Annotated in this window: 10 protein-coding genes; 6 read left to right on the plus strand and 4 right to left on the minus strand. The window is 46.2% G+C overall.

The features are described 5' to 3' along the window. Positions 1 to 375: 375 nt before the first annotated feature. On the minus strand, positions 376 to 1,920 hold the full coding sequence (crtH, locus tag QZW47_RS26295) for a carotenoid isomerase (RefSeq protein ID WP_293133954.1): 1,545 nt from the start codon (positions 1,918 to 1,920) through the stop codon (positions 376 to 378). Between the two features lie 728 nt (positions 1,921 to 2,648). On the opposite strand from crtH, the gene upp reads away from it, so the two are divergent. The 3 genes from upp (at position 2,649) to QZW47_RS26310 (ending at position 4,572) form a co-directional block, all read left to right on the plus strand. Next, a complete protein-coding gene (upp, locus tag QZW47_RS26300) occupies positions 2,649 to 3,299 on the plus strand; it encodes a uracil phosphoribosyltransferase (protein WP_293133957.1) in 651 nt (216 codons plus the stop codon). Between the two features lie 326 nt (positions 3,300 to 3,625). After that, complete coding sequence (locus QZW47_RS26305) at positions 3,626 to 4,096, plus strand: TMEM165/GDT1 family protein (RefSeq protein ID WP_293133959.1); 471 nt, start codon at positions 3,626 to 3,628, stop codon at positions 4,094 to 4,096. A 182-nt stretch (positions 4,097 to 4,278) separates the two neighbouring features. Further along, positions 4,279 to 4,572, plus strand: a complete 294-nt coding sequence (locus tag QZW47_RS26310) for a TMEM165/GDT1 family protein (RefSeq protein WP_293133962.1) — start codon at positions 4,279 to 4,281, stop codon at positions 4,570 to 4,572. 201 nt (positions 4,573 to 4,773) lie between these two features. On the opposite strand, the gene QZW47_RS26315 is transcribed toward QZW47_RS26310, so the two are convergent. After that, the gene (locus QZW47_RS26315; protein WP_293133965.1) at positions 4,774 to 5,280 is read right to left on the minus strand and encodes a DUF4149 domain-containing protein; all 507 of its coding nucleotides are present in this window, start codon (positions 5,278 to 5,280) and stop codon (positions 4,774 to 4,776) included. Positions 5,281 to 5,327: 47 nt separating this feature from the next. Further along, the gene (locus tag QZW47_RS26320) at positions 5,328 to 5,480 is read right to left on the minus strand and encodes a hypothetical protein (RefSeq protein ID WP_293133968.1); all 153 of its coding nucleotides are present in this window, start codon (positions 5,478 to 5,480) and stop codon (positions 5,328 to 5,330) included. Between the two features lie 274 nt (positions 5,481 to 5,754). On the opposite strand from QZW47_RS26320, the gene QZW47_RS26325 reads away from it, so the two are divergent. Both QZW47_RS26325 and QZW47_RS26330 read left to right on the plus strand, forming a co-directional pair. Further along, on the plus strand, positions 5,755 to 7,008 hold the full coding sequence (locus QZW47_RS26325; RefSeq protein ID WP_293133971.1) for an MFS transporter: 1,254 nt from the start codon (positions 5,755 to 5,757) through the stop codon (positions 7,006 to 7,008). A 233-nt stretch (positions 7,009 to 7,241) separates the two neighbouring features. Then, the gene (locus QZW47_RS26330) at positions 7,242 to 9,317 is read left to right on the plus strand and encodes an iron uptake porin (protein WP_293133974.1); all 2,076 of its coding nucleotides are present in this window, start codon (positions 7,242 to 7,244) and stop codon (positions 9,315 to 9,317) included. A gap of 418 nt (positions 9,318 to 9,735) precedes the next feature. Here QZW47_RS26330 and hisIE read toward each other — a convergent pair whose 3' ends face one another. Continuing rightward, positions 9,736 to 10,386 carry a bifunctional phosphoribosyl-AMP cyclohydrolase/phosphoribosyl-ATP diphosphatase HisIE gene (gene hisIE / locus QZW47_RS26335; protein ID WP_293133977.1) on the minus strand — a complete coding sequence of 217 codons (651 nt, stop codon included), beginning with the start codon at positions 10,384 to 10,386 and terminating at the stop codon, positions 9,736 to 9,738. Between the two features lie 325 nt (positions 10,387 to 10,711). Here hisIE and hemL point away from each other — a divergent pair, with 325 nt between their 5' ends. Next, positions 10,712 to 12,010: a glutamate-1-semialdehyde 2,1-aminomutase gene (gene hemL, locus QZW47_RS26340; RefSeq protein WP_293133980.1), complete on the plus strand. Its 1,299-nt coding sequence runs from the start codon at positions 10,712 to 10,714 to the stop codon at positions 12,008 to 12,010. Positions 12,011 to 12,324 lie beyond the last annotated feature (314 nt).

A 12,324-nucleotide genomic window follows, 5' to 3' on the forward strand; every position in this document is an offset into this window, starting at 1 on the left:
TCCTCACTACAAACTTGTTTTGAGGTTCGTAGTGAGGACTTCAGTCCTGTCTTTTTTGCGGACTGAACTCCTCACTACAAACTTGTTTTGAGGTTCGTAGTGAGGACTTCAGTCCTGTCTTTTTTGCGGACTGAAGTCCTCACTACAAACTTGTTTTGAGGTTCGTAGTGAGGACTTCAGTCCTGTCTTTTTTGCGGACTGAAGTCCTCACTACAAAACTGATTGGGGTTATTTTATTCATAGTGAAGACTGAGCGTGCTTTCTGATTTGATAAGGACGCTCAGTCCTCACTACAAACCTGATTGGCGTTATTTTAGCGGATACCGAATCACATTTTCTCCCGTATGTTCAGAGAAAAATGTGACACACCTACCACTAAAAACCCAAATCCACAGCTATTCGATGGGCGCAAGCAAACCCAGAAAACGCCACCGCATTCAAACCCTGTCCGGGAAACGTACTATCTCCCACACAATACAAACCAGGCATAGAAGTTCGATTAAACGGCATTCCCAACAAACCCATTAACTTCTGCCGCGGAATCGGCCCGTAAGTTCCATCTTCGCGGCCCAAAAAGCGGCGGTGAGAACGCGCCGTCCCAACTTCCATATAATCCAAACCAGCATCTAAACCAGGAAAAATATTTTCTAATCTGTCAATAATTCTCCCCCCCGCCTCTTCTTTTTTATCCTCGTATTCCTGGGGCGAAAGTCCTTCCCACTCTTCCATCCAACTCGAAGTAAAAGCATGAACGATGTGATATCCTGCTGGAGCTAAATCCGGGTCGAGTACGGTGGGAATTGACACTAAAACAGTTCCCTCCGGCGCTTCCATTTTGTCCCAATCTTCTAACAAAATGTGATGACAGGCACTGCCAGCAGGGATGACGCTGGCTTCGACTCCCAAATGCAAGCTCAAAAAACTGGGGGCTTTTTGATAGCGCTGCTGCCATTTCTTCTCGCTAGCTGGCATCTCTTCTGCGGGCAGCAATTTCTCGAAAGTATCCCAGCGGGTAGCATTAGAAACTATTCGTTTGGCGCGGTAAACTTCGCCGGTTACTAGCTCGACTCCGACAGCGCGGCCGTTTTCTGTGATAATTTTTTTTGCCTTAGCTTTGTACTGAATTTTACCGCCACATTTTTCTAATCCTTCGACTAATTTTTGGGCAATTTGACCGACTCCGCCTTTGGGATAATTGATGCCACCATAATGTCTGTCAGAAAATACCATGCCGGCGTTAATCATGGGCGTTAAGTCTGCGGGTACTACAGACCAGTAGTAGCATTCCATGTCGATAAATTTCAGCAAAGTCGGGTCTTTTATGTAGCGCCGCGCAATGTCGCCAGTATTTTGAGGCAGATATTTTACTAATCCCAAACAGGCTAGAGGATTCTGAAAAAAGACTCGAACCAGATATCCAGGTTCTTCTAGAGATAGCAATTCCATCCCGTTGAGGCAGTTGAAGACGTTCCAGCATTCGCCGTAAAATTTCTCGATGCCTTGGCGCTCGTGGGGGAATCTGTCAATTAATTCTTGCAAATATTTGTCATAAGGCTGGGGAACTTCCAGATCCAGACCTGAGGGTAGGTGATAGTGAAGCTGTACTGGGTCGGGAATTGTTTCTAGGGTGACGTTGACGGCTTTGAGGGCGCGGGTGAGGAGGTTGGTGGTGCCGCGCTGTCCGAACCCAAATATCATGGAGGCTCCGACATCAAATCTGTAGCCTTCTCGATCGAAATATCCAGCACTCCCCCCCGGAATTGTGTAGCTTTCGAGTACCAAAACTTTGGCTTTCTTGGCTGCTAGCTGGGTTGCAGTGACGAGTCCGCCAATGCCGGAACCGATGACTATCACATCAAACTCTTGCTCTGTGGGGCGCGAGTTGGCGGAGAATAACTGGGATTGGGTAGGAGCTGACATTTGGTTAAAAATCTTAATATTTCTACAATTTTACAGTCGATCGCTCTCCCCGATCTCTTGCCTCTGCCATTTTCCCTCTGCACCTTGTGCCTTCTCCCTTCTGCCCTCTAGCTTCTAGCTTCTGCTTTCCCAAAAAAAATGCGAGAGCAGTCTACCATTGCCGACTGCCCCCGTCTGCCGATCCTTTGAGAGGAGAACACTAAAATTACTATAGCCTTGTTGCTAATTTATGTCAATACTATTGAAATAATATTTCAATAAGGTGGCAGTTGGCAGTGGGCAGTGGGCAGTGGGCAGTGGGCAGTTGGCAGTGGGCAGTTGGCAGTGGGCAGTTGGCAGTTGGTAGAAGAGTCAGAAAAGCGCAGTGGTTGGGTGGACAGCTACCTCTAGCTTGAAGGCAAAGGATTGGAGTAATGAATAGTGTTCTTTTAACAGTCCTGGACGCAAAAGAAACGTATTTCTGTCATTGCGAGGCCCCCGAAGCAATCTCAAGGCTTTGCTACACCGTGGAAAATGCGTCCAGGACTATTTAATTTGTCCGTACAAGGGATTCGCTTTCAACCCATTCTTTCTGGTGAATAAAGAGACTTGTAGGATTTTAGATTTTCCATTTTTCGATTTTAGATGAAAGATTGTGATAAGTTGCACAGAGCGATCGTTACCGAAGCCCTCGAAAAGGATCGCACCGCATAAAATCCTTCAAACCTAACAAGCTCCCCAATTTCCTCATGCCCCTGCAACTGCGCGTCTACGTTCCGCCACATCCGTTAATTAAGCACTGGCTGGCTGTCGCCCGCGACGCCGCCACCCCATCGGTACTTTTTCGTTCTGCGATGACAGAATTGGGACGCTGGTTGGCTTATGAAGCAATTCGAGACTGGCTGCCGACAGTGGAAGCAACGGTGCAAACGCCTTTGAGCGAATGTCCGGCGACTTTTATCAACCCGGAAGCTCCGTTAGTTGTGGTACCGATTTTGCGGGCGGGTTTGGCATTGCTGGAAGGAATTCAGACAGTTGTACCGCTGGCGTCGGTTTACCACCTGGGAATGGCCAGGAATGAGGAGACGCTTGAACCTAGTTGTTATTTGAACAAATTGCCGGCGCAGTTTAACCCGGAAACGCGGGTGATAATTAGCGAGCCGATGCTGGCGACTGGTGGTACGATTGTGGCGACGATGCAGGAGTTGATTGCACGGGGAATTGATCCGAGTTTGATTCGGATTATTTCTGTGGTGGCTGCTCCTCCGGCTTTGAAGAGGCTGAGTACGGAGTATCCGAGTTTGATTCTTTACACGGCAACGATCGACGAAACAGTCAACGAACAGGGTTTTATTGTACCTGGTTTGGGTGATGCGGGCGATCGAACTTACGGCACGTGAAGCAGCAGACGATTTTGGATTTTGGATTTTAGATTTTGGATTGAAGATTGAAGAATTGACTCCACAGATACATCTCGTGCTTGTACCATTTTTCCCAAATCATGCAACCATAGGGAATCGTCAACCATATCCAGTCAATCATCCCCAATCTAAAATCTAAAATCGTTCGACGATCGCGTTAGCCGAAGTCTAAAATCTCAAATGGTACATCGGTTTCGGCAATCTCCGGGAAAAAAAGATGGGCCGGGTTTCATAAAAACAGGCACAGAGAAAGTTAAGATCCAAAGTAGAAGTCAAAAATAAATAGCGTTTAGCACTCATTGCCCGTGAAACTTGATTCTGTACCGCCAAACTGTTCTGGCTCTGACTCAGCAAACTCCAATTCCGATTTGCCACCACAGGTACAATTAGAACAACTCGAAGAAACTTCTGAGATTTGTGCTGATGTAACCCCGGAGTTGGCTGAACTTTCAGTGAGTGCAAATCCTGAGCTTTGTGATGAAGAAAACCAACTGAAGCCGAAGCACTGGGCAATTTTTGCTTCTACTTTTGTAACTATTTTTTTTGCTGAAGTTGGAGACAAAACTCAAGTTGCAATTTTGTTGATGACGGCTGAATCTCGGAATCCTTGGATTGTGTTTGCGGGGGCGGGTTCGGCTTTAATTGCAACGAGTTTGTTGGGAGTTTTGTTAGGAAGATGGCTGGCTACACGCATTGCTCCGCAAACTTTGGAGAGAGCAGCAGGAGTGATTTTACTGGCAATTTCGGCGGTTTTGCTGTGGGAAGTGCTGAGCTAAACGATTTTAGATTTTGGATTTTAAATTGGGGAATTACTGATTATTTTTGAGTATGTGGAAAGAAACCGGGTTTCTGGCTAAATTTAGCGGTTAAATCGAGGATTTTGGCAAGAAACCCGGTTTCTGGGAGCTTGTGGGTAAATGGTAGATATCTACAATGACGAACTAATAACTAAAAAAACATGGATTGGCAACTTTTAGGTATAACTTTTATTACGGTATTTTTGTCAGAATTGGGTGACAAAAGTCAATTAGCTGCGATCGCCCTTGGTAGCAGTTGCAACTCGCCGCGGGCTGTATTTTTCGGCACGGCGTCGGCGCTGCTGTTGGCGAGTTTCCTGGGTGTTTTGGTTGGACAAGGTACGGCGGAGGTGTTACCGGAGAGATTGGTAAAGACGATCGCGGCGATCGGATTTGCGGTGATGGGTTTGCGCCTGCTGTGGCCAAAATCTGATGAGGCGGAAGCTTCCGAGTAGGATTGGCGGGAAACTTGACACAGTTGACCTTTGGTAAAAATAATTAGGACGGGCTCTTCGGCCCATCCCACAATTTTTTTCTTGTGGGATGGGCCGAAGAGCCCGTCCCAAAAATTAGCGGCGGGCGTGAATTCACGCCCGCCGCTAGAGATTGAGTTTTTTTCTCACTCAACTCAATTCAACCTTTCAAGATTGTGTCGGTTAAACTTGGTTTTGGTAGCACCAGCCGAGCAGCGTACCGCCGACAGCCAACTTCAGCGCTTCCAAGGCAAAATATCCTTGGTGCAGTATGTTCATGCCGGCAGGGGCTTCTGTGGCGGAGTCGAACAGATTTAGCTGCATTCCCAAGGCGCTCATTTGAGGTGTGAGGGCGTAGGTGTCAACCAGGGCGATCGCCAGAAGTACGAATGATAATACGATTGCTGTGCGGCTGCGCTTGCCGAAGTCACTGAGTGAATTGCTCAAAACCATCAAACCCGTTGCTACCAAGCCCGAACAGATTAATTCAACGCGGTTGAATCCCCAGAACATCAAATTTCCCGCAGTTGCAAAATCGGGAGATACCATCATGCCAGATACGTAGAGGCTCGGCATGACTAATAGATCCAAAATCACGCTACCGCTGAGCCAGAAAATTAAGGCTACCATGACAATTGCTTGCCAGCGGGGTCTTACTGATTCTACTCTCGATGTACTAATAGCTGTCATATAATTAGACCCTCTAAAAACTTTCTTCTGCCTTTTCTAGAGCTTAACTAACTTTTTCCTAAAATCGTGTTAAGTATTTTTAAATTAATGGTAACTTTTGTGTAACTAACTAAGAAGAATTGTAAAGCTTCCGGGCTGTGGGGTGCGTCAGCAGCGGATTTTGCGATCGATCTTTCTTTGACGGCTAAAAGCTGAGGCACCGTAATACTGGCATTAGCTCGTGGGGCGATCGCGCAGCAAGAGTTTAAAAGTTTTGTTGTGCGATCGTATTTATTTTATGTTATCGCCAGGAACGGAAGCAATCGCAGTTTTGGCGTGCGCCAGCAGCCGATTGTTCGATCGATAATTGATTAGGAACAGGCAAGATGCCTGTTCCACAGAAGAAAAAAATATTTTTATGGAACGGGCATCTTACCCGTTCCAAAAGTCGATCGAAAGAATTTTACAAGATATCTAATCTACAATCTGCTGTATATGCCTAAATTTCAACTATCATCTTGGCTTCCCCGTCTCCCGACTCAAGTGTGGATTCTCGCGGCGGGCCGATTCCTGTCGCAAAGCGGCAGTGGTTTTACTTTATTTTACGCGCCGATCTTTTTTGTCGATCGCGTCGGCTTATCTGCAACTGCTGTTGGGATTGGTTTGGGTAGCGGTTCAATTTCGGGAATATTCGGGCGGATTTTAGGCGGTTCTTTTTGCGATTCCAAATTTTGGGGAAGGAAGCGAACTTTATTGCTGGCGGCAATGATTTCGGCGGTTGCTTCTTTTATGTTGGCGGCGGCTAATGATTTTGCCGGCTTAGTTGCGGGGAATTTATTGATGGGTTTTGGTGTGGGTTTATATTGGCCTCCAACTGAGACGATGGTGGCGGATTTAACTGAGGGGGAACAGCGACAGGAGGCTTTTGCTTTGACGCGGCTTGCTGATAATTTGGGTTTGCAAGTTGGGATTATTTTGGGCGGTGTTTTGATTGCGCTAACGGGGAATTATCGATCGCTCTTTATGATCGATGGTATCTCGTTTTTAGTGCTGTTTGCGGTGGTGGCGATCGCAGTTTCGGAAACCTACAAACCTTCTACTTCAACGAATATAGGCAAAAAACGTCTAAAAAATGGCTGGATGGTGGCGTTGAGCGATCGCACTTTGCTAGTTTACGCTGTAGTCAATACTATGTTTACTCTCTACATTTCCCAAATTCAAACTACGATGCCGCTATATTTTAGCAAGTTCGTGCAGGTGGGGACATCGGGAACAGGCTTTTCTACAGGTACAATTACCGTTTTGTTTGCTTTTAGCACGTTTTTGACTGTGGCTTTGCAAATGCCGGTGGTTAAGGCTTTGAGACGATTTTCTCATCCGCAAGCTTTGATGGTTTCGGCGCTGCTGTGGGGAATGGGATTTATTGTGATCGGCTTGACGGGAATGGTTGCAACTGGCAATCTATTTGTAGCGGTTGTTGGGTTGAGTGTTTTGTCGGTGGCGACGGTTGCTTATACGCCTTTTGCTTCAGCTTTGGTGGTGGATTTAGCGCCGGAGTCTTTGCGCGGTGTGTATTTGGCGGTTAATTCTCAGTGTTGGGCGATCGGGTATTTAATCGGCCCGCCGCTGGGCGGTTTAGCTTTGGATCGGGGTAAATGGGGGGCGGATAATTTGTGGTTGGGTTTGGCCTTAAGTGCGATCGCGGCTGTTGTGATTTTGCAAAAGGTCGATCGAATGTTAAAAAAGTAATTCCCAAAATATTAATTTCGTGATAGAATAAGTAGCCAAATAAATAAGTCAAGTCGCCCCAAAAAATGCCTATTAGTCTTAGATTATGATAGGCAATTGTTTATTTATCTTATGAAAAGCATAAGGAATATCTATTAAATTCCCTAAAAACCTGCGTTTTTATGATCCCGAATAGGTTTACAATCCCTAAAAAGCTAACAATAATTTTACAATCAATTGTGTGAGGTATTCTAGTGAAAACACGTCTACTATTTAGTGCTAGCGCAGTAGGTTTATTCTATATAATTGGCGCTTCTTTGCCATTAGCTGCGATGACTCCCGTCGTCGAAAAAGAAACATTAGGTACTCAAGACTTAAAAGAGTCAGAGGCTAAAATAAGCCCGATCACAACAGTTGAAAATCAAGTCAAACTTCCTGAAACATCCGAATCTAAACAACAAGTTGATTCAGCACAAGTTTACAATACAAACTCAACCACAAATCAACTAGCAAATCTTCCCCAAGAAACTGCCAACCTCAATCCGCCCGAAATAGCAGCATTAACCGCAAAAAATCCAGCGGAAAACTCATTAAACCCCGCCGAAACATCAGCAAACCCAGCCCCAGCCGAAGTCACAGAAAAAACATCTGTAATTCCAGCCCAAAACCCTGCACCAGCGATCGCCCAAACAGAAACTTCTACTGCCGAAAAGTTAGCTGAAATCGCCAACAGCGCTTCCTTAGAACCCGCAGCAACCAACAGCGAAAGCCCAGAATCTACCGAACTAGAACAAGTAACATCTGTCTCGCAACTCTCCGACGTGCGCCCGACAGACTGGGCATTTCAAGCTTTGCAATCTCTCGTAGAAAGATACGGCTGTATAGCGGGATATCCAGACGGTACATTCCGAGGGAATCGGGCAATGACTCGCTACGAATTTGCCGCCGGTTTAAATGCTTGTTTGGACAAAATTAACGAATTAATCAAATCAGGTACGACCAATTTAGCGACCAAAGAAGACTTAACCAAACTGCAAAGATTGCAAGAAGAATTTGCAGCAGAATTAGCTACCTTGCGCGGTAGAGTCGATGCTTTAGAAGCGCGCACATCCGAATTAGAAGCGAATCAATTTTCGACAACAACTAAACTCAAGGGCGAAGCAATCTTTAGCGTTGCCGATACTACAAAAAACAATCACAGCGATACTCAAACAGTCTTCAATTACCGAGTAAGGCTGAATCTGCTAACCAGTTTTACAGGGAAAGACACTCTAATCACAGGCTTGCAAGCGTACAATATTCGCAGCTTCGGGCCTCAGTTTGGTTTGTCAACGGGGGCATTTAGCGGTTTGTCGGACAGTCAGGCAAAGCTGAGTTTTGAACCCCAATTTCCGGGGATTAATCCTCAGAATTTATCGAGCATTGGCGCTAATACAGTTGAACTCTACAAACTGCTTTACGTCTTCCCAGTTTCTAGCAGCATCACTTTATTTGCTGGCCCGAAAGCAGAAACTTCCGATGCTTTTCAAGCAATCACTCCTTTTGCTGGAGAAGGGCAAGAATCTATTTCTAGGTTTGGAGGTTACAACCCTGTAGTGCGCGTATCCGGCGGCACTTCTGGCACAGGTTTAGCATCAGCAGGTGGGTTTATTTGGAACCTTTCTAAAAAAATTAATCTCACAGCTTTGTACGGCAGCGTAAATGCTGCTTTGCCTAACAATTTAGGCTTTCCAGCTACTCCATTGGGAGCGGGTTTGTTTAATGGCAGTACGGTTGCGGCGGCACAGTTAACGATTAAACCAACTAGCAGTATTGACATTGGTTTGAATTACGCTTACAGCCGCCACGAATTGAATATTCTGGCTACAGGATTGTCTGATGCGGATTTGGGCTCGATTTTGGGAAGGGATAGACAACCTGTTAGCGGCGGGGTGAGGATGAATTCGTTTGGTGGTACAGCAACCTGGCGGCTTTCTCCGAAACTTGCTGTTTCTAGTTATGGAGGTTGGATAATTGCTGATGCTGAAAGAAGCAATGCTTCTACCACTTTTAACAGTTGGATGGTAGGTTTCCATTTCCGAGATTTGTTCAAACAGGGCAATAATGCAGGTATTCTGTTCGGACAGCCTTTGGATCGCGATTCGGTAAGTGGCGGTGCTCGTTTTCAGGCAAATAAAGCTACTCCTTACCATTTGGAAGCTTATTATCGTTTCAATGTTAACGATAATATCAGCATTACACCCGGAGCTTTTGTGTTGTTCAATCCTGAAGGTACGAAGGATAATGATACTGTAGGGGTGGGAGTTCTTCGCACTACTTTTAGTTTCTAGGAAGTGGCGAGAATCTTATTCGGCTATGGGCAATATCGTGTCATATCGATTCGATTGACTGCCGTAAGATGGGTTCGTAGTGCGGACTTTAGTCCGCAGCATTAGAGCGGACTGAAGTCCGCACTACAAACTGTAAAATGGGTTCGTAGTGCGGACTTTAGTCCGCAGCATTAGAGCGGACTGAAGTCCGCACTACAAACTGTAAAATGGGTTCGTAGTGCGGACTTTAGTCCGCAGCATTAGAGCGGACTGAAGTCCGCACTACAAACTGTAAAATGGGTTCGTAGTGCGGACTTTAGTCCGCAGCATTAGAGCGGACTGAAGTCCGCACTACAAACTGTTGTTATTTGTATCAGCTCGATCGCATTTTGAATAATAGGACTGAAGTCCTTACTACGAACCTATCAGCAATTATCGGTCATTTTCGACGATCGCCCAATTTGCGATAAACTGCTCTCAAGTCAACCTGATGGTGAGCCAAAGCAACCAAAGCATGGTAAAATAAATCCGCAACTTCCCCCGCAATCCCATCTTTGTCGTCGTCTTTGCAAGCCATCACAACTTCCGCCGACTCTTCGCCAATTTTCTTGAGAATTTTATTGTCGCCGCCCTCGAACAACTTGCAAGTATAAGAAGTTTCGTTAGGATTGTCCCGCCGATCGCAAATTACGTCAAATAATTGAGATAACATATCCCCCGGCGGCGCTGAAATTTCCCCATCAACTTGGTGAAAACAACTTCTTTCACCCGTGTGACAAGCAATATCTCCGACTTGTTCGACTGTCACCAGCAAAGCATCGCTGTCGCAGTCGTAACGCAGCCCTTTGACATTTTGAACGTGTCCCGAAGTCGCTCCCTTCGGCCATAATTCGGCGCGAGAACGGCTCCAGAACCAAGTTTGACCGGTTTCCATCGTTTTTTGGAGTGACTCGCGATTCATCCAGGCCATCATCAAGACTGTGCCGTCTAAGTAATCTTGGACGATCGCGGGTACTAAACCGCGATCGTCGTAACGGATCTTTTCCATTGGGATCGATCGGCTCAAACTAGATAAATCAGTAGCAGACATAATTTTATTGCAGCTTTTCATATAAATTAACGCTTTTGTGTCGGATATTTTTTTTATTAACCGCAGAGAGCGCAGAGGACACAGAGAGAAGAGAGGAGATTAGGCAAGTGATGGGCAAATTGTCAAGAAGTATTTTACAAAAAATTACACTTTAGGGCTAGGAGTGTTAGTGGGACAAAGCCTATAAAATCCCAGATACTATTGCTACTCATTGGTTTCTACCCTAAAATCTATTAACATAGTTTCCTTGAATCGACCTAACCTTTATCCTGAAGTCGCTATAAAAGTATCCTACCAACAACAGACCTTCACTAAGGAGAAAACATTGGTTTCCACAACCTTGAAAACGACCAAATCAGAAGAAATTTTTGCCGCCGCCCAGAAGTTGATGCCTGGTGGCGTCAGTTCCCCCGTGCGCGCCTTCAAATCCGTAGGCGGACAACCCATTGTCTTTGACAGGGTAAACGGAGCCTACATTTGGGATGTTGACAGCAATAAATACATTGACTATGTAGGGACTTGGGGCCCGGCTATCTGTGGCCACGCTCACCCGGAAGTCATCAAAGCCCTTCACGAATCCTTAGAAAAAGGTACAAGTTTCGGCGCCCCCTCGCTGTTGGAAAACGTCCTCGCCGAAATGGTGATTGATGCCGTTCCCAGCATTGAAATGGTGCGATTTGTCAATTCTGGCACCGAAGCCTGTATGGCTGTTTTGCGGCTGATGCGAGCCTTCACCGGCCGCGACAAAGTGATCAAATTTGAAGGCTGCTATCACGGGCACGCCGATATGTTCCTAGTAAAAGCTGGTTCCGGCGTCGCAACTCTCGGGCTTCCCGACTCTCCGGGCGTGCCAAAATCCGTTACCGCCAACACCCTCAACGCTCCTTACAATGATTTGGAAGCAGTTAAGGCTTTATTTGCTGAAAATCCCGGCGAGATATCAGGTGTAATTCTGGAACCTGTTGTAGGAAATGCCGGTTTTATTACTCCAGATGCAGGTTTTCTTGAAGGTTTGCGGGAAATTACCAAAGATAACGGCGCTTTGTTGGTGTTTGATGAAGTAATGACTGGTTTCCGCATCGCCTACGGCGGAGCTCAGGAAAAATTCGGTGTCACCCCAGATTTGACAACTTTGGGTAAAGTTATCGGCGGCGGTTTGCCCGTGGGAGCTTACGGCGGAAGGCGCGAGATTATGGGGATGGTGGCTCCCGCTGGCCCGATGTATCAAGCTGGTACGCTTTCGGGAAATCCTTTGGCGATGACTGCTGGAATTAAAACTTTGGAATTGTTGCAAAAACCTGGCACTTACGAACAGTTGGACAGGATTACTAAAAAACTGTCGGAGGGATTGCTGAAAATTGCTAAGGAAGCGGGACACGCGGTTTGCGGCGGGCAAATTAGCGGGATGTTTGGCTTGTTTTTTGCGGCGGGCCCGGTTCACAATTACGACGATGCTAAGAAGTCGGATTTAACAAAGTTCAGCCGTTTTCACCGGGGAATGTTGGAGCACGGTATTTATCTGGCTCCTTCGCAGTTTGAGGCTGGGTTCACTTCTTTGGCTCATACTGAGGAAGATGTCGATCGTACTTTAGCAGCCGCGCGCGAAGTGATGGCTAGTATTTAAGGTTTGTAGTGAGGGCTTTAGCCCTTAAAACTCAGAGATAAAAAATTAAAGTCCTGGCTGTTTTTGCAGTCAGGACTTTAACGTAGGGGACGAGAAACCGGGTTTCTACGAGACTTTGTGTTTAGTAACGAGAAATCTAGGAAGAAACCCGGTTTCTGAGATCGGCGCGCGCCAGCAAACTTTTTGTGTAAGGATTCAGGTCTAAAATTGGGGAATCAAAGAAGGCATGAAAAAGTTACAAGAATGGGCAGATATAGCCTCACGGAAAAAAGCCATTGCGCTGTTACCTTGAAATCTACAAGTCTGAATCACAG

Origin of the sequence: Microcoleus sp. bin38.metabat.b11b12b14.051, from assembly GCF_013299165.1 — a bacterium.
In the GTDB taxonomy this organism is placed as follows: Bacteria; Cyanobacteriota; Cyanobacteriia; order Cyanobacteriales; family Microcoleaceae; genus Microcoleus.